The organism is Lentzea kristufekii (assembly GCF_033949925.1).
Lineage (GTDB): Bacteria > Actinomycetota > Actinomycetes > Mycobacteriales > Pseudonocardiaceae > Lentzea > Lentzea kristufekii.
This window is the reverse complement of the sequence record NZ_JAXAVV010000006.1, coordinates 168651-190722: the sequence shown is the minus strand read 5'-3', so window position 1 is coordinate 190722 and position 22072 is coordinate 168651. Positions and strand designations below refer to the sequence as shown.

Annotated in this window: 20 protein-coding genes; 7 read left to right on the top strand and 13 right to left on the bottom strand. The window is 71.7% G+C overall.

Annotated elements, in window-relative coordinates:
- Nucleotides 1-11: 11 nt before the first annotated feature.
- Nucleotides 12-2267, top strand: a complete 2256-nt coding sequence (locus SK571_RS14685) for a molybdopterin-dependent oxidoreductase (protein ID WP_319984609.1) — start codon at nucleotides 12-14, stop codon at nucleotides 2265-2267.
- Here the strand turns inward: SK571_RS14685 and SK571_RS14680 are convergent.
- A complete protein-coding gene (locus tag SK571_RS14680; RefSeq protein ID WP_319984608.1) occupies nucleotides 2252-3199 on the bottom strand; it encodes an AraC family transcriptional regulator in 948 nt (315 codons plus the stop codon). The genes SK571_RS14685 and SK571_RS14680 overlap by 16 nt on opposite strands.
- Nucleotides 3200-3412: 213 nt before the next feature.
- On the opposite strand from SK571_RS14680, the gene fabG reads away from it, so the two are divergent.
- Complete coding sequence (fabG, locus tag SK571_RS14675; RefSeq protein ID WP_319984607.1) at nucleotides 3413-4117, top strand: 3-oxoacyl-ACP reductase FabG; 705 nt, start codon at nucleotides 3413-3415, stop codon at nucleotides 4115-4117.
- Nucleotides 4117-4749: a response regulator transcription factor gene (locus SK571_RS14670; RefSeq protein WP_319984606.1), complete on the top strand. Its 633-nt coding sequence runs from the start codon at nucleotides 4117-4119 to the stop codon at nucleotides 4747-4749. The genes fabG and SK571_RS14670 overlap by 1 nt, the downstream gene beginning before the upstream one ends.
- Here SK571_RS14670 and SK571_RS14665 read toward each other — a convergent pair.
- Complete coding sequence (locus SK571_RS14665; protein ID WP_319984842.1) at nucleotides 4733-5977, bottom strand: beta-ketoacyl-[acyl-carrier-protein] synthase family protein; 1245 nt, start codon at nucleotides 5975-5977, stop codon at nucleotides 4733-4735. The genes SK571_RS14670 and SK571_RS14665 overlap by 17 nt on opposite strands.
- A 179-nt stretch (nucleotides 5978-6156) precedes the next feature.
- Here SK571_RS14665 and SK571_RS14660 point away from each other — a divergent pair, with 179 nt between their 5' ends.
- Both SK571_RS14660 and SK571_RS14655 read left to right on the top strand, forming a co-directional pair.
- Complete coding sequence (locus tag SK571_RS14660) at nucleotides 6157-7836, top strand: fatty acyl-AMP ligase (protein WP_319984605.1); 1680 nt, start codon at nucleotides 6157-6159, stop codon at nucleotides 7834-7836.
- Nucleotides 7836-9596: a fatty acyl-AMP ligase gene (locus SK571_RS14655; RefSeq protein ID WP_319984604.1), complete on the top strand. Its 1761-nt coding sequence runs from the start codon at nucleotides 7836-7838 to the stop codon at nucleotides 9594-9596. Before SK571_RS14660 ends, SK571_RS14655 begins: the two co-directional genes overlap by 1 nt.
- A gap of 7 nt (nucleotides 9597-9603) precedes the next feature.
- Here the strand turns inward: SK571_RS14655 and SK571_RS14650 are convergent, their stop codons facing one another.
- A complete protein-coding gene (locus SK571_RS14650) occupies nucleotides 9604-9996 on the bottom strand; it encodes an MmyB family transcriptional regulator (RefSeq protein ID WP_319984603.1) in 393 nt (130 codons plus the stop codon).
- Between SK571_RS14650 and SK571_RS14645 the strand changes: the two genes are divergently transcribed.
- A complete protein-coding gene (locus SK571_RS14645; protein WP_319984602.1) occupies nucleotides 9892-10377 on the top strand; it encodes an SDR family NAD(P)-dependent oxidoreductase in 486 nt (161 codons plus the stop codon). The genes SK571_RS14650 and SK571_RS14645 overlap by 105 nt on opposite strands.
- A gap of 96 nt (nucleotides 10378-10473) precedes the next feature.
- Complete coding sequence (locus SK571_RS14640) at nucleotides 10474-12615, top strand: DEAD/DEAH box helicase (RefSeq protein ID WP_319984601.1); 2142 nt, start codon at nucleotides 10474-10476, stop codon at nucleotides 12613-12615.
- On the opposite strand, the gene SK571_RS14635 is transcribed toward SK571_RS14640, so the two are convergent.
- The 10 genes from SK571_RS14635 to SK571_RS14590 form a co-directional block, all read right to left on the bottom strand.
- Nucleotides 12612-14015 carry a pyridoxal phosphate-dependent decarboxylase family protein gene (locus tag SK571_RS14635; protein WP_319984600.1) on the bottom strand — a complete coding sequence of 468 codons (1404 nt, stop codon included), beginning with the start codon at nucleotides 14013-14015 and terminating at the stop codon, nucleotides 12612-12614. The two genes, SK571_RS14640 and SK571_RS14635, sit on opposite strands and share 4 nt — an antisense overlap.
- Nucleotides 14008-15273 carry an ATP-grasp domain-containing protein gene (locus SK571_RS14630; RefSeq protein ID WP_319984599.1) on the bottom strand — a complete coding sequence of 422 codons (1266 nt, stop codon included), beginning with the start codon at nucleotides 15271-15273 and terminating at the stop codon, nucleotides 14008-14010. The genes SK571_RS14635 and SK571_RS14630 overlap by 8 nt, the downstream gene beginning before the upstream one ends.
- A gap of 5 nt (nucleotides 15274-15278) precedes the next feature.
- On the bottom strand, nucleotides 15279-15776 hold the full coding sequence (locus SK571_RS14625) for a hypothetical protein (RefSeq protein WP_319984598.1): 498 nt from the start codon (nucleotides 15774-15776) through the stop codon (nucleotides 15279-15281).
- 140 nt (nucleotides 15777-15916) lie between these two features.
- Nucleotides 15917-16474, bottom strand: coding sequence for an RDD family protein (locus tag SK571_RS14620; protein WP_319984597.1), 558 nt, complete (start codon nucleotides 16472-16474; stop codon nucleotides 15917-15919).
- Nucleotides 16475-16553: 79 nt separating this feature from the next.
- The gene (locus tag SK571_RS14615; protein WP_319984596.1) at nucleotides 16554-16745 is read right to left on the bottom strand and encodes a hypothetical protein; all 192 of its coding nucleotides are present in this window, start codon (nucleotides 16743-16745) and stop codon (nucleotides 16554-16556) included.
- Nucleotides 16746-16855: 110 nt separating this feature from the next.
- Nucleotides 16856-17419 carry a GNAT family N-acetyltransferase gene (locus tag SK571_RS14610; RefSeq protein ID WP_319984595.1) on the bottom strand — a complete coding sequence of 188 codons (564 nt, stop codon included), beginning with the start codon at nucleotides 17417-17419 and terminating at the stop codon, nucleotides 16856-16858.
- Nucleotides 17416-18834 (bottom strand): ABC transporter ATP-binding protein, encoded by a 1419-nt coding sequence (locus SK571_RS14605; RefSeq protein ID WP_319984594.1) that lies wholly within the window; start codon nucleotides 18832-18834, stop codon nucleotides 17416-17418. Before SK571_RS14605 ends, SK571_RS14610 begins: the two co-directional genes overlap by 4 nt.
- The gene (locus SK571_RS14600) at nucleotides 18831-19604 is read right to left on the bottom strand and encodes an ABC transporter permease (RefSeq protein WP_319984593.1); all 774 of its coding nucleotides are present in this window, start codon (nucleotides 19602-19604) and stop codon (nucleotides 18831-18833) included. The genes SK571_RS14605 and SK571_RS14600 overlap by 4 nt, the downstream gene beginning before the upstream one ends.
- A complete protein-coding gene (locus SK571_RS14595) occupies nucleotides 19601-20545 on the bottom strand; it encodes an ABC transporter permease (RefSeq protein WP_319984592.1) in 945 nt (314 codons plus the stop codon). The genes SK571_RS14600 and SK571_RS14595 overlap by 4 nt, the downstream gene beginning before the upstream one ends.
- Nucleotides 20542-22068, bottom strand: a complete 1527-nt coding sequence (locus SK571_RS14590) for an ABC transporter substrate-binding protein (protein ID WP_319984591.1) — start codon at nucleotides 22066-22068, stop codon at nucleotides 20542-20544. Before SK571_RS14590 ends, SK571_RS14595 begins: the two co-directional genes overlap by 4 nt.
- Nucleotides 22069-22072 lie beyond the last annotated feature (4 nt).

Below are 22072 nucleotides of genomic sequence, written 5' to 3'. Positions count from 1 at the left end.
GAGCCCGGCTCATGTGGAAACCCAGCGCCTGCATCCTCTGCGAGTGCAACTGCGGGATCGAGATCCTCGTCGGCGAGGACGGCCGGTCGTTCGACAAGATCCGCGGCGACAAGCTCCACCCCGCGTCGGCCGGGTACACCTGCAACAAGGCACTGCGTCTGGACCTGCACCAGAACGGTGACACCGGCCGGATCACGCAGCCGTTGCGCCGGCGGCCCGACGGCGGTTTCGAGGAGATCGACTGGGACACCGCGATCAGTGAGATCGCGGCGCGCCTGGGCGAGGTCCGCGACACCTTCGGCGGGGAGACGATCTTCTACTACGGTGGCGGCGGCCAGGGCAACCACCTCGGCGGCGCGTACTCGCCCGCCACCATGGCCGCCTTCGGCGCCCGCTACCGCTCGTCCGCGCTCGCGCAGGAGAAGACCGGCGAGTTCTGGGTCAGCGCCCGCATGCTCGGCAACATGACCCGCGCGGACTTCGAGCACTGCGAGGTCGCGCTGTTCGTCGGCAAGAACCCCTACCAGTCACACGGTTTCCCCCGTGCGCGGTCGGTGCTCAAGGACATCGCCAAGGACCCGGCCCGGTCGATGATCGTGATCGACCCCGTGCGCACCGAGACGGCGGAGCTGGCCGACTTCCACCTCCAGGTCCGGCCCGGTACCGACCTCTACCTGCTGACCGCGATGGCCGCCGTGCTCGTGCAGGAGAACCTGATCGCCGCGGACTGGCTCGCCGAGCACGCGGACGGCCTCGACGCCGTCACCGCCGTCCTGCGCCGGGTACCGGTCGGCGACTACTGCGCCGTCGCCGACGTCGAGGAAACGCTGGTGCGGGCGGTTGCCGCCCGGATCGCCGCCGCGGACTCGGTGGCCGTCTTCGAGGACCTCGGGGTCCAGATGAACCGCGACTCCACGCTGGTGAGCTACGTCGAGAAGCTGGTCTGGCTGCTCACCGGCAACTTCGGCAAACGAGGCGCCCAGTACGTGCCGTCCAGCCTGGTGCCGATCGGCCGCGACCGCGGGCACGCCGAGGGCGAGGGCCCGCGCAGCCCGGTTGCCGGCGCGCGGATCATCAGCGGCCTCGTGCCGTGCAACGTGATCGCCGAGGAGATCCTCACCGACCACCCGGCCCGCTACCGGGCGATGCTGGTCGAGAGCGCGAACCCCGCGCACTCCCTGGCCGACTCGGCCCGGATGCGGGAGGCGCTCGCCGCGCTGGAGCTCGTGGTCGTCATCGACATCGCGATGACCGAGACCGCGCGCCTGGCCGACTACGTGCTGCCCGCACCGACGCAGTTCGAGAAGTTCGAGGCCACGTTCTTCAACTTCGACTTCCCGCGCAACATCTTCCACCTGCGCCACCCCGTCGTGCCCGCACCGGACGGCGTGCTGCCCGAACCGGAGATCCACGCCCGGCTCGTCGAGGCCTCCGGCGCGCTCACCGAACAGGACTACGCGCCGCTGCGCGCGGCCGCGGCCGCCGGACGTGCCGAGTTCGCGCAGGCGTTCCTCGCCGCCCTCGCGGACCCGGTGAAACGGCGGCTCGCGTCCGTTCTGCTGTACCGCACCCTCGGTCCGACGCTGCCGCACGACGCCTCAGCGGCCGCCGTGCTGTGGATGGCCGCACACGACTGCGCCCGCAAGAACCCGGCCGGCGTCGAGAAGGCCGGCTACGGGTCCGGCCTCGAGGCGGGGGAGCGGCTCTTCGCCGCGATCGTCGACGGCTCGCACGGCGTGCACATCACCGAGGACGAGTACGACGCATCGTGGCAGCGCCTGCCCCGTGGCCGGATCACCCTCGACGTGCCGGAACTGCTCGCCGCGGTGGCCGCACTGGGTGACAGGCCCGTCCCGCGGCAGGACCCGGACTGGCCCTTCGTGCTGTCCGCGGGGGAGCGGCGCGCGTTCACGGCCAACACGATCATGCGCGACCCCACCTGGCGGCGGCGCGACCCGGACGGCCGCCTGCGCATCAGCACCACCAACGCGACACGGCTGGGCGTCACGACGGGCGACCGGGTCAGGCTGACCACCCGTCGCGGCACCGCGGACGTGTCCGTGGACGCCACGGACACCATGCGCTCCGGCCACATCTCGCTGCCCAACGGCCTCGGGCTCACCGTGCAGGAACGCACGGGCGTCGCTCCCAACGAACTCACCTCCGCCGAGGACCGCGACGAATGGGCCGGCACACCCTGGCACAAGCACGTGCCGGCCCGGCTCGAACCGCTCGGACCGCAGGCCGGTGATCAGCGCACGGGATAGGCGCCCGGCGTGGTGCCCGTCCACCTGCGGAACGCGCGGATGAACGTGGCCGCGTCGGCATAGCCCAGCCGCAGCGAGATCTGCTCGACGGTGAGGCGGTCCAGGGTCATGAGCTCGATGGCCTGGACACGCCGGGCCTCGTCGACGAGGTGGCGCAGTGACGTCCCCTCCGCGGCGAGATGGCGGCGCAGCGTGCGGGCCGACAGGTGCAGACGCGCGGCGATCAGGTCGGCCTCGGTCACGCCTTCGGCGATGATCTCCCGCACGTTCTGCGCGACGCACGGGGAGCAGCGTTCGTTCAGCAGCGAGCGGCACGCGCGCTCGCACACCGTCAGGGTCAGCGGATCCGACTGGGGCAGGGGAAGATCCAGCACGGCGATGTCGGTGACGATCGCGTTGTGCGGCGCGCCGAACCGCACCGGTGTCCCGAGCGCCTTCTCGTAGTCGACCGACACCGATCGGGGGACGCGGAACTCCACGCGCATCGACGGTGGCGACTCGCCGAGGATGGCGCGGAGGATGCCTGCGGTCACCGCGATCTCCCGTTCGACGAGGAACGGTCTCAGCGCTGCCGAGGAACCGTCGCCGTCCACGATCAGGCAGGCCTCGTCGCCGGACACCCGCAGGCTCAAGCCGGTGACCGCGTAGGTGAGCGGCAGGTACCGGATGCCGAACTCGACGGCACCGCGGACCGTCGGGCAGGTCAGCATCGCGAAGCCCCAGACACCGTAGGCGCGCAACGAAAGCCGGTCGCCGACCGCGAGTCCGACGCCGGACGCGCTGCCGGTCGCCGTGACGAGGTTGGCGGCGACGGCGAGCTCCTGCGTGCCGCTCACCACCGTGTTGTCGTGCAGCAGTGTCTCCGGGTCGATTCCGGTGTCCTGCAAGCACTTCTGCACATCGACGCCGTGTTCGGCGCCGACCTCGACCATCGCCCGCACGCCGGCCGCGCCACGGCGGTACGGGTGCGGTTGGCCGGAAAGGTCAACAGGTCGGCCGCGAGGGCCATCAGGCGACACCGTTGATCTCCCTAACCTCGGAACAGGTTGAGGGCGCCGGTGCCCGAATCCGATCCCACGATAGGGGCGGCCGGGACACCGACCAGCGGCATCACCCGGACGCCGATGATCCATAAGGAGCACATCATGACCCGCACAGTGCTGGTGACCGGAGGCAACCGGGGTATCGGCCGGGCGATCGCGGAGGCGTTCGTGTCCGACGGCGCGAAGGTGGCGGTGACCCACCGGGGTGGGGACTGCCCGACCGGTGCGTTCGGGGTGAAGTGCGACGTGACCGACGGCGAGCAGGTGGACGCGGCGTTCACGGCGGTCGAGGCGGAGCTGGGGCCGGTCGACGTGCTCGTGGCCAACGCCGGGATCACCGACAGCACGCTCATCACGAGGATGACCGAGGACAGGTTCACCTCGGTGGTGGACACGAACCTCACTGGTGCGTGGCGCTGCGCCCGGCGTGCCGCCACGCCGATGTTGCGTGCGCGCCGTGGCCGGATGATCTTCATCTCCTCGGTGGTCGGGATGTACGGCAGCGCGGGCCTCACGAACTACGCCGCGAGCAAGGCCGGGTTGATCGGGCTCGCCCGCTCGCTCGCCCGCGAGCTGGGCAGTCGCGGTGTGACCGCGAACGTCGTCGCGCCGGGGTACGTCAACACCGACATGACCTCGTCGCTGCCCGAGCAGTACGGCAAGCAGTACCGGGACTCGATCCCGTTGCGCCGCTTCGCCGAACCCGAGGAGGTCGCCGCCGCGGTCGTGTGGCTGGCCGGCGACACGGCGCGGTACGTGACGGGGGCCGTCATCCCGGTCGACGGCGGGCTGGGGATGGGGCACTGATGCTGGTCTCCGTACTGCTGATCGATGACGAGGCCCTGGTCCGCACCGGGTTCCGGCACGCGTTGGAGGAGGACGCGGACGTGGTCGTGGTGGGGGACACGGCTCGTGCGGCCGAGGGACTGCTGCTCGCGCAAAGACATCGGCCGCACGTGGTGATCACCGCGGACGTCACCGCGATAGCGCGACTCCGGACGTGCGCGGCCGGCGGCGTGATCATGCTGGCCGTGGAGAACACCGACGAGCAGCTGCACCGGGTGCTGAACGACGGCGCACGAGGCTTCCTGCTCAAACGGTCGAGCCGCGAGGAGCTCCTCGCCGCGGTGCGTGCCGTGGCGAGGGGCCACGCGTACCTCTGCGCCGAGGTGACGGGGCGTCTGCTCGACCGGTTCGAGATAGTGCCCCCGTCCGAGGAGGCGGATCGGGGGCTGGGGCTGCTCAGCGACCGGGAACGCCAGGTGCTCGTCAAGATGGCGCGCGGCCGCAGCAACGACGAGATCGCGCGGGAGCTCTACCTGACCTGCGCCACGGTGAAGTCCCACGTCTCGCACATCCTCGCGAAGCTGGGTCAGCCGAACCGGATGCACGCGGCGCTGCTCGCGCAGCGCATGGGACTGCTCACCCGGACCGGGTGAAGGCCAGCACGACGTTGTGCCCGCCGAAGCCGAACGAGTTCGAGATCGCCGCCCCGATCCGCGCGTGCCGCGGCCGGTCCGCGACGATCTCCAGCTTCACGTCGGAGTCCTGGTCGTCGAGGTTGCGCGTCGGCGGGACGACGCCGTCCCGCACGGCGAGCACGGTGAAGATCGCCTCGACCGCGCCCGCGCCGCCGATCAGGTGACCGGTCACCGACTTCGTCGCCGTGACCAGCGGGTGCGGGCCCAGCGCCTCCAGGACGGCGGCCGCCTCGACGCGGTCGCCGACCTGGGTGCCCGGTGCGTGGGCGTTGACGTGCGTGACGTCGTACGGGCTCAGCCCCGCCGACCGCAACGCGTGGCGGATGGCGCGGATCTGGCCGTCCGGTGACGGCGCGGTCATGTCGTGCGCGTCGGAGGTCATGCCGATGCCGGCGAGCCGGGCGGCGACCCTGGATCCTCGTGCGCGGGCGAACGAGGCGCGTTCCAGCACGAGCGCCCCCGCGCCCTCGGCCATGACGAACCCGTCCCGGCCGGAGTCGAAGGGCCGGGACGCGCCCTCGGGCAGGTCGTGCCTGCGCGACAGCGCTCCCATCCGGGCGAACGCCGCGATCGACAGCCTGCCGAGGCACGCCTCCGTGCCTCCGGCGACGACGACGTCCGCGAGTCCCCGGCGCAGCAGTGCGGCACCGAGCGCGATCGCTTCGGCGCCGGACGCGCACGCGCTGGTGGGGGCGTGCGCACCGCCCCGCGCACCGAGGTCCATGCTCACCGCGGCCGCGGGGCCGTTCGGCATGAGCATCGTGACGGTGAACGGCGACACGCGGTCGGGACCGAGCTCCTGGCAGCGTTCGTACTGCTCGACCAGCGTGGCACCACCGCCCATCCCGGTGCCGAACACCACCGCCAGCCGTTCCGGCTCCACCTCCGGCGCCCCGGCGTCCGCCCACGCCTGCCGGGCCGCGACGACGGCGAGCTGCTGGCAGCGGTCCATCCGGCGGCGCGCCACCCGGTCGAGCAACTCCCCGGGGTCCTCGCGCACCGGCGCGCCGAGCCGCACGGGCAGGTCGGCCGCCCACGGCGCGTCGAGCAGGCGCACACCGGAGGTGCCGGCCAGCAGTCCGTCCCAAGTGGACTGGACGTCGCCGCCCTGCGGAGTCGTCATGCCCAGTCCGGTGACGAGGATCTCCTCCTCTCCGCCCGGTAGCGGCGGCAACGACGGGTGCATCAGGGAGAAGTCGAGAAACGTGTGTTCATGAGGCATGCGAACAGAAGAGCACCGCGACGCCCGCGGCCGCAGCGGTCGCGCGACGGACCCGCACCTCCGTCGCGCGACCGATTACGACACCGCCTGATCTCCGTAACGTCCGCACCGCAAGGAAACCCTCGGATGGGAGTTGGTGCGCGGTGTCAGCGGAAACGGCGGCGGACGTGGTGAACCTCGCGGAACTGTGCCGCAGGAACGCGGTGAACAGAAGCGAGGAACGCGCGTTCGTGTTCTTGGAGAGCGGTGTCGTGGAATCGGCCTCCCTCACCTATGGAGAGCTGGATCGCCGGGCACGCGCGATCGCCGTGCGGTTGCGATCGCTCGCCACGCCGGGATCGCGCGCACTGCTGTGTCATCCACCCGGACTCGACTTCGTGGCCGCGTTCCTCGGTTGTCTGTACGCGGGAATCATCGCCGTGCCGGCCCCGCCGGTGCGCCGGGCGGCGGGCGACGCGCGGCACACCCGGTTGCTCGCCATCGCGGAGGACTGCGACCCCGCGCTCCTGCTGTCCACATCGGACACCATCGCCGGCGTTCAGGCCGTGCTCGGCGACCGTCTGATCATCCCGCTCGCCACGGACTCCGTCACGGACGGCGAGTCCGAGTGGGAGCCGGACGTGCGGAGCGAGATCGCCTATCTCCAGTACACCTCCGGCACCACGGGCAGGCCCAAGGGCGTGGTGCTGACCCACGCCGGCGTGCTGCACAACCTCGATCTCATCGTCCGCGGCGGCTCCCGGCCGGACGAGGACTACGGGCGGCTCGCGCCGACGGTGTCCTGGCTGCCGGTGTTCCACGACATGGGTCTTGTCGGCGGTGTCCTGCAGCCGCTCTTCCTCGGTCAGCTGTCGGTGCTGATGTCGGCGCAGTCCTTCGCGCGGGTGCCGGCCAACTGGTTGCGGGCGATCTCCCGCTACGGAGCGGAGATCGCCGCCTCGCCCAGCCTCGGGTACGAGCTGTGCCTGCGCCGGGTGACCGACGACCAGCGCGACGACCTCGACCTGAGCCGCTGGCGCATCGCCGCGATCAGCGACGAGCCGCTGCGCGCGTCCACGATCGACCGGTTCGCGGCGCGGTTCGCCCCGGCCGGGTTCCGCCGCGAGGCGTTCTTCCCCAGCTACGGCATGGCGGAGTCGACCGTGCTGATCAGCGGTGGTCCGCTGGAAGGACAACCGGTGGTGCGTCCGTTCGACTCGGCCGCACTGGAACGCGGCAGGGTCGAACGCGCGTCGAGCGGCGCCGGTGCGCGGAGCCTGGTCGGGTGTGGCGAGCCGGACCCGTCGCTGGACGTGGTCATCGCGGATCCGGAGACCCGCACGCCGATCGCACCCGGCGAGGTCGGCGAGATCCTCGTGTCCGGACCGAGCATCGGCGCCGGGTACTGGAACGACCCCGTCGGCACCGAACGCACTTTCCGCGCGGAGGTGGGAGATCGCCGGTTCCTGCGCACCGGGAACCTGGGCTTCCTGTTCGAGGGCCAGCTCTTCGTCACCTGCCGGATCCCGGACCTGCTGGAGGTCGACGGTCGTCAGCTCTACCCGTACGACGTCGAGGCGACGGTGGTGGCGAGCCATGAGGCGGTGCGGACGGCGTGTGCGGTGATGGACGGCACGCACGTCGTGGTGTTCGCCGAGGTCGACCACCGGTACCGCGGCACCTCCCAGGACGAGATCCGGCACGCCGTCTCCGTGGCGGTGCACGCGGAGAACGGGGTGGTGCTCAACCGGGTCGCGCTGCTGTCACCCGGCACGCTGCCGCTCACCACGAGCGGGAAGCTGCGCCGGTCCGCCTGTCGTTCGCTCATGCTGGGAGACAAGTGATGCACATCCGCAACGGAGTGCGGCTGCCGAAGGGCGTCGCGGGCGGCCGGCGCAAGATCACCACGCTGGTCGACCTGTGCCGCGACCGTGCCGCCGCCGAGCCCGACATGCGCGCGTACTCCTTCTACGCCGACGGGCGGACGGAGTGGGAGGCGCTGACCCTGGCCGACCTCGACCGCCGTGCCCGGGCGCTGGCGGTGCAGCTGACCGAGCTCGCGCCCAGCGGTACCCGCGCGCTGCTGTGCTTCGAGCCCGGCCTGGACTTCCACATCGCGTTCCTCGGCTGCCTCTACGCCGGGCTGATCGCGGTGCCGGTCGCGCCGCTCGACGGCACCCGCACGAGCCTGAAGGTGGGCAGGATCGAGTCGGTCGTCGCGAGCTGCGGGCCCGAGTTGCTGCTCTCGACCGGTCTCACGTTCGCCAAGTGCCTCGCGGTGGTCGAGGAGTCCCCGGCACTCGCCGGGCTGGTGCGGGTCGCGGTCGACGAGACGGACCCGGCGCTCGCGGAGCGGTGGAGGCCGCCCGGCATCGGCATCAACACGCCCGCCTACCTGCAGTACTCCTCCGGATCGACCGGTGAGCCCAAGGGCGTCACGCTGACCCACGGCAACGTCCTGCACAACCTCGCGCTGATCCACGACAACCTGTACCGGCCGTCCGACGAGGAAGGGCTGCCCCGCCCGCCGAGCGTGTCGTGGCTGCCGTCGCACTACAACATGGGCCTGATCGGCGGTGTGCTCGATCCGCTCTACGCCGGCCGGTCCGCGGTCCTGTTCCCGGCAGGGGTGTTCGTCCGCAGCCCGGTCAGCTGGCTGCGGCTGATCTCGCAGCTCGGCAGGGCGGACAGCTGCGCGCCCAACTTCGCGCTGGACCTGTGCGTGCGGCGCATCGCCGACGTCCAGATGGCAGGCCTCGACCTGAGCGGCTGGGAGATGGCGCTCATCGGCGGCGAGCCGGTCAGGGCCGAGACGCTCGACCGGTTCTGCGAGGTGTTCGCTCCCAGCGGCCTGCGCAGGGGCACGCTCGTGCCGGGCTACGGACTCGCGGAGTCCACCGTGATGGTCACGAGTGCGGTGGTCGGCGAGGGGCCGGTGGTGTTGCGCTGCGACGCCGACGCGCTGACCAGGGGACGGGCCCGGCCGGTCGACCCGCCGGGAGGACGGCGGCTGGTGGGCTGCGGTCCGGTCCCGCCGTCGATCACGCTGGTGGTGGCGGATTCCGACACGCTGCAGGAGTGCGCGGAAGGCGAGACCGGCGAGATCTTCGTGCAGGGCCCGAGCGTGGGTACCGGCTACTGGAACCGGCCGGACGAGGTGTTCCACGCCGAGCTGCCCGGCAGGCGCGGCACGTTCCTGCGCACCGGCGACACCGGCTTCCGCTGGGACGGCGAGCTGTTCGTCACCGGCCGGGCCAAGGAGGTGATCATCATCGCCGGTGCGAACCACCACCCGCACGACCTGGAGGCGACCGCGGAGACCGCGCATCCCGCCGTGCTCGCGTGCTGCGTGCTCGGCGTCGACGACGGGCAACGGGAACAGGTCGTCGTGCTGGTGGAGGTGCTCGGCGAGGCCGACGGGGAGGAGGTCGCGATGGCGGTGCGGCGGACCGTCCACACCGGACACGGCGTGCGGGTCGACGACGTGGCGGTGGTCCCGCCCGGATCGTTGCCGCGCAGCTCCAGCGGCAAACTGCTGCGCGCGGGATGCCGGGAGGAGTACACGGCCGGCGCGCTCGGCCTCGGATCCGGCACCGGGCGCTAGCTGGTGGTCATGGTCTCGGTGCCGATGACGCCGAGGAGCCCGAGCTCGTCCCGTCGCTGCCGGGAGCCGTGGTGCAGGCGACGACCCGCAGATCGGTGCCGGGCGCGATGAGCACGTCGCAGTCGAGGGTGAGCGGTCCGGCGTCCGGGTGGTCGACGGTCTTGGTGTCCGTCTCGTGGATGCCCACGATCCCGGTCTCCCACAGCGCCGCGAACGAGGTGCCGGCGTGGCGCAGGTCCGTGATCGGGGACAGCAGCCCGGCGTCGGCGGGACAGCGGGCGCGCTGCGCGGGGGAGTGGGTGACCCGGTCGGGCAGTCCGGTGAAGTGGCGCCACACGACGTTGCGCTCACGGCCGCGCTGCGCGGACGGGTCCCCGAACAGCGCGGCCCAAGCGAACAAGGGCCTGGGCCACGAGACCGCACGCCGACCGACGAGGACTCCGTGAAGGCCGCCGCCGAGATCGTCCGCCAGGAGGCCGGCGGCCTCGACGTCCTGATCAACAACGCCGGAATCGCGGGCGCGGGGAAGCCGGTCGGCGAGGTCACCGCGGAGGACATGCGGAACACCTACGGCACCAACGTGTTCGGCGTCGTGCGGGTCACGCGCGCATTCCTGCCGGTTCAACGCCGTCGACCCGGCTACACCGCCACCGACCTGAACGGCCACCAGGGCACCAGCACCGTCGAGGAGAGCGCGGACGTCATCGTCCGGATGGCCACCATCGGCGCCGACGGCCCCACCGGCGGCTTCTTCGACAAGACGGGCCCAGTCGTCTGGTGACGCCGCCGCGGCGTGGACCACCCGTGCGTCACGGCTCCGGCCTCCGACGCCAGGTCTGGTTTCGGTACTCTCGGACCGCCTGACGAAAGGACCTGGGTGGACGACTCGTCGAAGGTCGGTAGGCATGCTCGCGCGGTGCTGGCCGCGGCGGAGGCGTTCCGCGCCGAGGCAGCAGGGGTGCGCGCGGAACCGGATCGGCTGCTCGCGCTCGCCGCCGCGCAGTACCAGGCGGTCCGGGACTCGCTGGTGGCCGACCAGCTCCGCGCGATGCCGGTGGACAAGCTGCGGGACACGAAGGCGAACCTGCGGCTGAGCCAGCTGAAGGCCGCCGGGTACCGGACCGTCGCCGACGTCGCGCAGGCGCGTCCCGAACAGCTCGACGGCGTGCCCGGAGTCGGCAGGCAGTCCGCCGAGCAGATCGTGCGGGTCGCCCGCGCCGTCGTCGACGGCGTCGCGCGCGAGACGACCGTCCGGCTGAACCCGGACCGCGCTGACCGCGCCCAGACCGAGCTGCTGCAGCTGATGTCCAAGCTGCGCAGGGCGAACCAGCTCGTCGCTCCGCTGCGCGAGCCGCTCGGAGACGTGCTGGGCAGGGTCGACGCCGACGTGCGCGCCGCGTCCCGTGCCTGGAGCCGGGTGCGGATGTTCTTCTCGTTGCGGAAGAACCGGCAGGCCGCCCTCGACTCGCTCGACCGGCTCGAGGCCCTGCTGGGCAGCCGCGACGTGGCGGCGTTGCGCGCGGTGGGCACGCAGCTGCGCGTGCCGGACCTGGACCACCGCGCGCTGTGGCGCGACTACGAGCTCGACGCGGCCGCCTACAACACGCTCCTGGCCGACCTCGCCGGTGCGGACGCGGTCCCGGATCGCAGTGCCGCCAAGGGTTTCGTCCCGTCCGACATCGAGCACGAGGTCGACGCGACCACACTGGACACCAGCCTGCTGAAGGTGTCGCTGCGCGGCTACCAGGTGTTCGGAGCCAAGTTCGCGCTGGCCCGCAAACGCGTCATCATCGGCGACGAGATGGGGCTGGGCAAGACGATCGAGGCCATCGCGGTGATGGCGAGCCTCGCCGCCGGTGGGCGGCGCGGGTTCCTGGTGGTCTGCCCGGCGAGCGTCGTCGTCAACTGGGTCAACGAGATCGCCCGGCACAGCGACCTCGTGCCGCACCGGATGCACGGCGCGGGCCGCGACGACGCGGTCGGCAAGTGGCTGGCGCAGGGCGGTGTCGGCGTGACGACGTTCGGCACGTTGCCGAAGCTGGTGCTGCCGAAGAGGTTCCGCCCGGCGCTGGTCGTGGTCGACGAGGCGCACTACGTGAAGAACCCGGACACGCAGCGCTCCCAGGCGGTCAACACGATCGTGCAGCGCGCGGAACGGGCGGTGCTCCTCACCGGTACGCCGATGGAGAACCGGGTCGAGGAGTTCCGCAACCTGGTCGCCTACCTCCAGCCGGGCGTCGCGGCCCGCACGGGGTCCATCGACGCCGTGGTGGGAGCGAAGGCCTTCCGCCGCGTTGTCGCGCCGGTGTACCTGCGGCGCAACCAGGAGGACGTGCTGGGGGAGCTGCCGGAGCTGCTGGAGGTGGAGGACTGGGTCGAGTTCGGCAAGCAGGACCGGGCCGCGTACCTGGACGCGGTGCGCGAGGGGAACCTGATGGCGATGCGCCGCGCCGCCTACGCGCCGGGGACGCCCAAAGGCTCGGCGAAGCTGGAGCGGCTGCTGGAGATCATCGAGGAGTCGAGGGACAACGGCTGGAAGGTCGTGGTGTTCTCGTACTTCCACGACGTGCTGGACGCGGTCGCGGACCACGTCGAGGTCTTCGGCCCGCTGACCGGCGCGACGTCGGCGCAGGGCCGTCAGCAACTGGTGGACGCGTTCACGGCGTGCGAGGACCACGCGGTGCTGGTGGCCCAGATCGAGGCGGGCGGCGTGGGCCTCAACATCCAGGCCGCGTCCGTGGTGATCATCGCCGAGCCGCAGTGGAAGCCGAGCACGGAGGACCAGGCGATCGCCCGGTGCCACCGGATGGGCCAGGTCCGCAAGGTCCACGTGCACCGGTTGCTGGTCAAGGACAGCGTGGACGCGCGCGTGCAGGAGATCCGCGACCACAAGACCCTGCTGTTCGACCACTACGCGCGCGAAAGCGACACGAAGCACTCGCACGCGAACGCGCTGGACTCGGCGGTGTCGGTGGAGCAGCGAGTGGTGCAGGCCGAGCAGCAACGCCTCGGGCTCTAGGACCTGGCCCGTCCGGCGTCCACGATCGCGGCGAGCACGCGGTCCAGGTCCGCCTGTGTCGTGCGCGGGTTGATCGTGCACAGTCGCAACGCCAGCGCGCCGTCCACCGTGGTCGTCGCGATGAGCGTTCGGCCGTCCTCGTTGACGTCACGGCAGATGGCGGCCTGCAGGTCGTCCGTCCCTCCGCGATGTCGCAGACAGACGATCCCCAGCGCTGGTCCCGCCACGAGGTCCAGCTCCGGGCTTTCCCGGACACGGGCAGCGACGTGGTCCGCCTGGTCGAGTCCGTGGTCGATGGCCGCGCGGAACGCCGCCACGCCGAAACCCTTGAGCGACAACCACAGTTTCAGCGCGCGGGACGCCGTGGTGAACTGCACGCCGTGGTCGGACAGGTTCGTCTCGGCCTCGGCGGGCCGGGAGAGCGCGAGGTAGCCCGTCTGAGCGCGGAACCTGTCGATGGTGAACGCGCGGTGCAGGACGTCCGGGTCCCGCACCAGGACACACCCGATCTCGTAGGGCTGGAAGAGCCACTTGTGCGGATCGATCACCACCGAGTCGGCTTCGTCCAGTCCGCGCAACGCCTTCCTGCCGCGTTCGGTCAGCGCGGCGGCGGCGCCGTGCGCTCCGTCGACGTGCAGCCACAGCCGTTCGTCACGGCACAGCGCCACCAGTCCGGGCAACGGGTCGATCGCGCCGGTCCCGGTCGTGCCCGCGTTCGCCAGCACGAGGAACGGGCGCAGTCCCCGTGTGCGATCGGCGTGGACCTCGCGCCGCACCATGTCCGGGTCCATCGCCGGCAGGATCCGCACCTGCTCCTGCCGCAACCCGATGACGTGGCACGCGCGCAGCACGGCGGGGTGGGTCTGGTCCGAGCAGTAGAGCACCCCGCCGGTCGCGTCCGGCCCGAGGCGGTCGTCGCGTGCGGCGGCGAGCGCGGTCAGGTTGGCCAGTGCGCCACCGGGGGTGAACACCCCGCCGGAGCCTTCTGGCAGGCCGAGCAGGCCGGCGAGCCAGCGGGCGGTGACCAGTTCGACGGCGGCCGGTCCCGCACCGACGGGCCACGCGCCGGGAGAGGTGTTGAAGCCGGCGGCCAGCAGGTCGCCCAGCACACCGAGGAAGTTGTTCGCGCTGGGGATGAAGGCCAGGCAGCCGGGATGGCCGAGCCGCAACGAACGCGGCAGCACTTCCGCGGTCAGGAACGCGATCAGCGCGCCCGGATCGGTGGGCTGCTCCGGCACGGGTTCGTCCAGCACGTGCCGCAGCTCGTCCTGTGTCGCCAGGGTTCGCACCGGCTGGTCGCGCAGTCCGGTGAGGTGGTCGACGACGAGGTCGACCACCTGATGGCCGAGCTCGCGCATCCGGTCGGGCGGCAGGTCGAGCCATCCCGCGGGGTCAGGCATCCTCGACCACCAACGCGTGTCGCACGGCGCGGACCCACTGCCGCGCCTCCGCGCGTAGCTCCGGGCTCGCCGACACCGCCGCGACGGGACCTGGGAACTGCAGCAACGCGAGTTCCTCTCCCGGCTGGACGCGGTCACCGGGGTGCGCGTGCGCCCACAGCAGTGCCTCCCCGGACCGCAACGCCGCGAGATCGCCCTCTCCGCCTTGCTGTAACCGACCTCGTGCCAACCGGTGCACTCCCGAGGTGATGCCGGCCCGGAGCACACCAGCCCGATCGGCGGTGACGACGAGCTGGCTGAGCCTCAGACAGCGGGTGCGGACCTGCTCGACCGGCACGGACGGCAGCAGCGACGCGAGCACGTGCGTGCCGAGGGAGGGGAGCAGTCCCGCGGCGCGTTCCTGCGCCTGGACCAGCGACACCACCGTCTGGAACCTGGGGTTGATCTCGATCGCCACCACGGCCGAGTCCGGCGTGACGAGCACGTCGAGCCCGAACGCGCCCAAGAAACCTGATTGCGCCAGCTGGTTCCCCACGGCCGCGCACACCTCGCGGCAGCGTGCCGCGGCACCGGCGGGGAGATCGTCGTCGGGGACGAGCTGGTTGCCGCAGTGCGCGCCCCAGTACGGCGTCAGCTCCGCGATCCCGACCAGTTGGTGGGACAACGCCGACACGACGGTGCCCTGCCGGGTGACGCACCCGCTGACCGTCACCGGAACGCCGTCGCCGTGTGCCGACACCCGCAGCGTCTCACCGCTCCAGGCCCGCAGCACCTCGGCGAGCTGCTCCTGCGTCGTGACGTGGCGGGTGCCCTTGCCGGTGAGGTTGTTGGCCCGGCGCTGCACGACGAGAGAACCCGTTGCGCCGGCCGGAATGTCGTCCGCCACCACCCACGTGCGCGGCGTGGCGACCCCGGCCCGTTCGAACAGCGCGAGCGAGGTGATCTTGTCCGCCGCGGTGGCCACCGCGGTGCTGTCCGCGGCGAGCAGGCGAAGTCCCGCCGCGGCAGCCCAGGAGTGTGCTCCGAGGCCGTCCTCGGGAGCGAAACTGACGGCGACGCCCCGAGGCGCGGGACCACTCGCCGGGAGCTGGAGGTCCGTTTCTCTTCTGTGGTCTCGGCGTGCCTGGCGCAGCCACGGGATGACCGGTGCGGCCGAAGCGCCGAGGAAAGGGGACCGGTCCTGCCAGGTGAGGTCGGGAGCGCACCGGCGCAACAGGGTCGTGCCCTCGCCGGACGGTACGCCGCTGATGGTCAGCACCGCGGTCAGAGGACCGTGAAGGTGCCCAGTGAGGACTGCCGCGTGATCCCTTCGTCCGACAGGCACAGCAGCAGGTCGGTCGTCGGTGCCGCCTGCACCGCCTGAGCGGACCGCCCGGCGAACACGCCACCGGTGATCGTGCCGATCTTGGTGATCACGTCGGCGCCCGGCGCGGAGGTCACGGTCACGGTGTAGGTGAACGTGCTGGTGCTGCCGTCCGCCCAGGTGATGATCCTGGTCTCCGGCACGGCCGCGAGCGGCTCCAGGCATCCGGCGCTGCGGTCCACGACGAACTCGCTGACCCCGGTCGCGGCGACGGGCCCGGTGCACGAGGTGTACTCGTCCCGCACGGTCGTGCGCAGCGGCCGCGGCGTCAACACCACTCCGGGCGAGTAGGTCCAGTGCGACGAGGTCGTGCACACCACGGCGGCAGATGCGTCCGCGAGCGCCGGCACACCAGGTGCGGCGAGCGGGACGAGTGCGGCCACGGCAACGCCGAGCACGCGACAGGACTGTGTGAGGTGGGCCACCTGTTCACATCCGGACTTCGTTGGGGCACAACGGCGTCAGGATGCTAATGATCAAGTGCGGACCTCCGTAAGGAGGTGTCACCCGAACGTGTTCGGTGGTGTGGGACGACCGCTCAGCGGCGCCGGTCGGAGTCGACCCCGTCGAGGCGCAGGAAGCCGGCCGCGTGCAGTCGCCGGGTGGCGCCGTCGTCGATGCTGATCCTGGTGAGCGAGCCGGAGCCGGTCGACCCGCCGACGGTGAGAGCGGTGATCAGCAGGGGGAACAGCACGGTGCGCACGAGCATGGCCCAGCAGGCCCCGACGCCGATCCGGTGGCCGTTCTTGAGGCGGACGAGGCGTGTCCCGGTGAGCACCGCGCCGAGCCCACGGCCGTTGCCGAAGAACAGGCCGTAGAGGATCGGCACGCCGAACAGCAGACCGAGCACGATCAGCGTCGCGGTGTTGTCGGAGACCTCTCTGTCGTAGGTGGCGAGTACGAGCGCGATGAAACCGGCGAACGCGCAGAACAGGTAGACGACGAAGTCCACCAACCAGGACAGCAGCCGCGCCCACCCGCCTGCCGTGATGTAGAAGGTCCCGTCCTCGAACGTGTCGAGTCGTTTCGCGACCGTCGGACCGAACTGCTGTTCCACGTACTGCCTGGCGACGTCCATCCGGCTCGGGGCGCGCACCCCTGGCTGCTCGGCCAACTTTCCCCCAGTCGTAAAGACCCGAAAATAGCCGACACGTCCCCTTGCCAGTATGGGTTGATCAACCCATTGACGGCACCGAGGTCCTGTGCTCGGCCATCGGCCCGCGGACCTCGGCGAGCGGCAGCACCGCCAGCGCCAGGTAGGCGACCGCCAGGACGATCACCGCGACGGACACCGCACCCGAGAACAGCACACCACCCGCCGGGCTTCCGAGCGCGACGGTGAACGCGCCACCGCGCCGCGACACCATCATCCCGAGCCAGAACCGCCGGAAAGCCGGCTCGCGGCGAAGGTGCGAAGGACACCCAGGCCGACGGGAACTACCTCCCCGCCGGCCTGGGTGCGAGTAACCGCGTCACGTCATCTCGTTTCGGCCGACCCGGCGAGAACCGGGACGGGGATCTCGAAGTGCACGGTCTGGTGGCGGTCCGGGTCACCGTCGCGGGCGTCGCAGACCTCGATCGCGACCGAGCGCCAGAACCCTTCCGCGCCTGCCACGCGGGTGTCGGTGTGCAGGTAGATCTGCTCGTAGCCGGGGGTCTCGGCGATGAACCGGACCGCGGCGTCGACCAGTGCCCGGGCGAGGCCGCGCCGCCGATGCTCCGCCCGGACGTACACCCGGAACAGCTGAGCCGTCCGGTCGCCGGAGTAGCGCTCGGCGATCCACGCCGGGTGGGGCGGACTGGCCGGCCCCTGCGCCCGCACGGCGGTGGTGCCGACGACCTCGTCACCGGTGACGGCGACGAACAGCGCGTGCCTGGGCGTGTCCAGGTAGGCGCCCGCCAGGTCGATCACGTCGGTGTGCCACTGGGGGCGGTAGCCGTGGCCGAACTCGCGGTAGAAGGTGTCCAGCATGACGCTGCGGGCACCCGGCAGGTCGGCGTGGGTCGCCAACCGCACCTCGTAGGGGTGGTGCTGGTTCACTTCATCCTCTCTTTCGCGCCGTCCAAAGTGGTCGCGACCGGACCGTGGATGACGACGCGTCCTTCGTGGAGCACGGCTACCCGGTCGGCCAGCCGGGCCACGACGTCGAGGTCGTGGCTGATCAGCACGAGCGCGCACGGCACGCTCGCGAGCAGGTCGAGCAGCCCGGCGCGGGTCACCGCGTCCAGGCCCGAGGTGATCTCGTCGCACACGAGCACCTCCGGTTCGGCGAGCAGGGCGCGCACCAGGGCCGCCCGCTGGAGTTCTCCGCCGGACAGGCCGCGTGGCAGGCGCAGCACCGTGTCGGCGTCGAGGCCGACGCGGGCCAAGGCGGCGAGCGCCGACGTGCGGGCCTCGGCGGGACGCACACCGCGCAGCCGCACCGCTGTCCTGGCGACCTGGTCCAGCACCGGGCGGTGCTCGTCGAACGAGCCGCGCGCGTCCTGGAAGACGTACTGCACGGCGGCCAGCGCGGCTCGTGGCCGGCGGCGCAGTGACCGCGCCAGTGGCCGGTCGTGCAGCAGCACCTCGCCGGTGGCCTGCTGGTGCAGGCCCGCGAGGCAGCGGCCGAGGGTGGTCTTGCCGCTGCCGGAACGGCCGACGACCGCCAGCCGTTCCCCGACCTCCAGGTCCACGTCGTGCAGGACCGTGGCGTTGCGGTACCGGGCGGTCAGGCCGCGGACCCGCAGGCGTGGCGCCCGCTCGGGAACCTCGGCGAGGACCTGCGGCACCGCGTCGAGCAGCGCGCGGGTGTAGTCCTCCTGCGGATTCGTCAGGAGCTCGGCAGCGGGTCCGGCTTCGACGACGCGCCCCGCGCGCAGCACCACGATCTCGTCGGCGAGTGCCCGCACCACCTCCACGTCGTGGGTCAGCAACACCAGCGCCACGCCCTGGGCGACGACGGCGGCGAGTTCGTCGACGACCTCGGCGCGTGTCAGGGCGTCCTGCCCGGTGGTGGGCTCGTCGGCGACCAGCACCGCCGGGTCGCCGACCAGCGCCTGGGCGAGCACGACCCGTTGCTGCTGGCCGCCGGACAGCTGGTGCGGGTAGCGGCGCAGCAGGTCGGCCGGTACCCGCGCCCGGCGCAGCGCCGTGCCGATGAGGTCGTCGGGATCACCGTCGTGCAGCGCGGCGATCTCGCGGAACACGGCACCCAGCCGGCGCACCGGGTTGAGCGCGGAGGCGGGCTGTTGCGGCACGAACCCGACGTGTCCGTGCACCTCGACGTGCCCGCTGACCGACACACCGGGGGAGTGTTCGCCGAGCAGCGCCAGGCCGGTGGTCGTCTTGCCGCTGCCCGAGGCGCCGACCAGGGCCAGGACCCGGCCCGCGGACAGGGCGAAGCTGACGCTGTCGAGCAGCACGTGCCCGCCGGCCTCGGCGCGCAGGTCTTCCACGTGCACGACCGGGGTCATGTCCGAACCTTCCGCAGTGCGCGGTCGAACACCAGGTTCAACCCGATCGACAAGGAGATGATCAGCAACGCCGGTACCACCACGGCCCACGGCTGCAGGAACAAGCCACCGCGGTTGCGGTCCACCATCACGGCCCAGTCCGCCGCGTCGGGCGCCACGCCGACGCCGAGAAAACTGGCCGACGCCACCAGATACAGCGCGGAGGTGAGCCGGACGCCCAGATCGGCGGCGAGCGTGCGCAGCATCGACCGTCCGGTGTAGACGATCGACGTCTGCCACCACGACTCGCCCTGCATGCGCATCGCCTCCAACGCCGGCCGTGCGGCGATCTCCAGTGCCGTGGCGCGGGAGAGGCGGGCGACGTCCGGGAAGTTGACGAGCGTGACGATGCCGATGAGAACGACCAGGCCTTGCCCGGTGATGGCGGCCACGAGAATGAGCACCAGCAGTGACGGCACCGCCAGCAGCACGTCGAGAGGCCTCATCAGCACCTCGTCGACCAGCCGCAGCCGGGCGGTGGCCGCGACCACGCCGTAGGGCACCCCGACCAGGTAGGACAGGACGGTGGCGAGCAACGCCACCAGCACGACCGTCTGGCCACCGGCGAGCACCTGGTGCCAGGTGTCGCGTCCCACGAAGTCCGTGCCCAGCAGACCCAGCGGCATGAAAGGTGCGCTGCGGGTCAGGTCCTCCGGCACGAACAGCGGTCCCAGCAGCGCCAACGCCAGCGGCACCACGATCAGCAGTCCGCCGATGCCCGCCCGCTTCACGCGACCACCTCGGCGCGCGGGGCCAGGCGGAAGCCCACCAGGTCGGCCACCAGGTTGACGGCCACCGTGGTGACCGCGAAGACCACCGCCAGGCCCTGCACGACGGGCAGATCGCGTGCGGCCACGGCGTCCACCAGGACGGTCCCGAGGCCGGGGATCACGAACACGGCCTCGACGACGATCACGCCGCCCAGCAACCAGTCCGTGGTGCGCGCGACCTGTTGCACAGCCGGGGAAAGAGCGTTCGGCAGGGCGTGGCGGAACCGGATCCTCGTCTCGGCGATCCCCAGGCGACGGGCGTGGCGCACGTAGTCCGATGCCAGCGCGTCGACCATGCCCGCGCGCACCAGGCGGCTGATCGAACAGATGGGCCGTGCCAGCAGCACCACCAGTGGCAGCACCAGCACAGCGGGCTCGGCGAGCACGTCCGAGCCGACCGCGGTCGGCGGCAGCCATCCCAGCTGCACGCCGAACACCGCGATCAGCACCACGGCGAGCGCGAACTCGGGAATCGAGTGCAGCGCCACGCTGACCGACGTCAGCGCCCGGTCCAGCAGACTGCCCTCGCGCAGCGCGGCCAGCACACCGACCAGCACCGAGATCGGCAGCAGCAGCACCAGGGTCAGCACCGCCAGCACGACGGTCGGGCCGATCCCGGCGGACAGGAACTGGGCGACCGGTCGTCCCGAGGCCAGGGACTCACCGAAGTCCAGCCGCGGCAACCCGGTCAGCCACTCGGCGAACCGCTCGGGTGCGGGCCGGTCCAGGCCCATGGCCGCGCGGATCTGGGCGATCCGCGCGGGGTCGGGGTTGTCACCGGCCAGTGCCACCGCCGCGTCTCCCGGCAGAGCCTCGACCAGGAAGAACACGAGGGTGACCACGGCCAGCACCTGCATCAGCCCGAGCGCGACCCGGCGGGCCGCGTAGGACGCGAGACTCACCCCAGCCACACCTTGTCGAACCGGGCCCAGTCGAGCGTGTTGGCCGGCGCGGTGGAGATCCCGCCGACGTTCGGCTTGGCGCCCACGATCCAGTCCGCGAAGCCCCACATCAGGTAGCCGCCCTCGGTGTGCAGCACGCGCTGCATCTCCTGGTAGGCCTGGGTGCGCGCGGACTGGTCCGAAGTGGACACGGCCTTCTCGTACAGCGCGTCGAACTCCGGCCGGGCCCACTTGGTCACGTTGGTGCCCGAACCGCTGAGCAGGCGCTGCGCGATGTGGGTCTCGATGGGCATGGCACCGGAGCGGAAGCTCGACAGCGAGCCGTTCTTGAGCGTGTCGGCCCAGTAGCTGTCCTTGTTGCCCTGCACGACCTCGATCGTCAGGCCGGATCCCTTGGCCTGGTCGGCGAACACGGTGGCGGCCTCGACCATGCCGGCCGCGGCGGTGGACGTGTCGAGCTTGACGACCAGGCCCTCGGCGCCCGCCTTGCGGATGAGGAACTTCGCCTTGTCCAGGTCGCGTTCCCGCTGCGGGAGGTCGGCGTAGTGCTGGTAGCCCTTGCCGAACAGGTCGTTGCCGACCTGGCCGCTGCCCGCGAGGACCGACTCCACCAGCTGTGGCCGGTCGGCGAGCAGGAACAGCGCCTCCCGCAGGTCGCGGTTGTCGAACGGCGCCCGGTCCACCTTCATGGCGAACGCCTGGACGGCGCTGTTGGGGGCGCGGTGGATCGTCATCCGGTCGCCGGAGGCGTGGCTGCGCGCGGTGGTCGGGGTCAGGTCGTGCGCGTACTCGACCTGCCCGCCCAGCAGGGCGTTGGTGCGCGCCGACTCCTCGTTGGCGATCACGAACTCCAGCTCGTCCAGCAGCGGCGCGCCCTCCCAGTACTCGGGGTTGCGCTTGAGCAGCACGGACCTGCCCGGCTCGAACGACACGAAGCTGAACGCTCCCGACCCGACCGGCAAGGTGTAGTCCTCGGCACCCTCGGGAACGATGTAGGCGCCGAACGCCGCGAGGGCGTTGGGGAACTCGGCGAAGGGCCGCTTCAGCGCGAACTCCACGGTGCGGTCGTCCACGGCGCGGCTGTTCGGCAGGTCGATCAGCGCGAGGCTCGACTTGGCGCGGAACGCGCGGTTCGGGTCGAGGATGCGCGCGTAGCTGGCGAGCACGTCCTGGGCGCGCACCGGTCTGCCGTCGTGGAACACCGCCTTGCGCAAGGTGATCCGCCAGCGGGTCAGGTCGGCGTTCGGCTCCCACTTCTCCGCCAGGCGCGGCTGCGGCGACACGTCGCCGCCGAGGTCCGCGAGCTTGTCGAACATCGCCTTCGACCGCGCGGCTTCGACGAACAGGTTGGCCAGGTGCGGGTCGAGGACCTCCTTGGCGCCACCACCGGCGAACGCGGCGCGGAGCCTGCCGCCGGTGCGCGGCGTGGAGGAGGCCGATGTCGCACCGCTGCCGCACCCGGCGAGGGTGACGACCGCCAGACCGGAGGTGAGGCCGAGGAAACCGCGGCGGTTCAGGGACATGCTG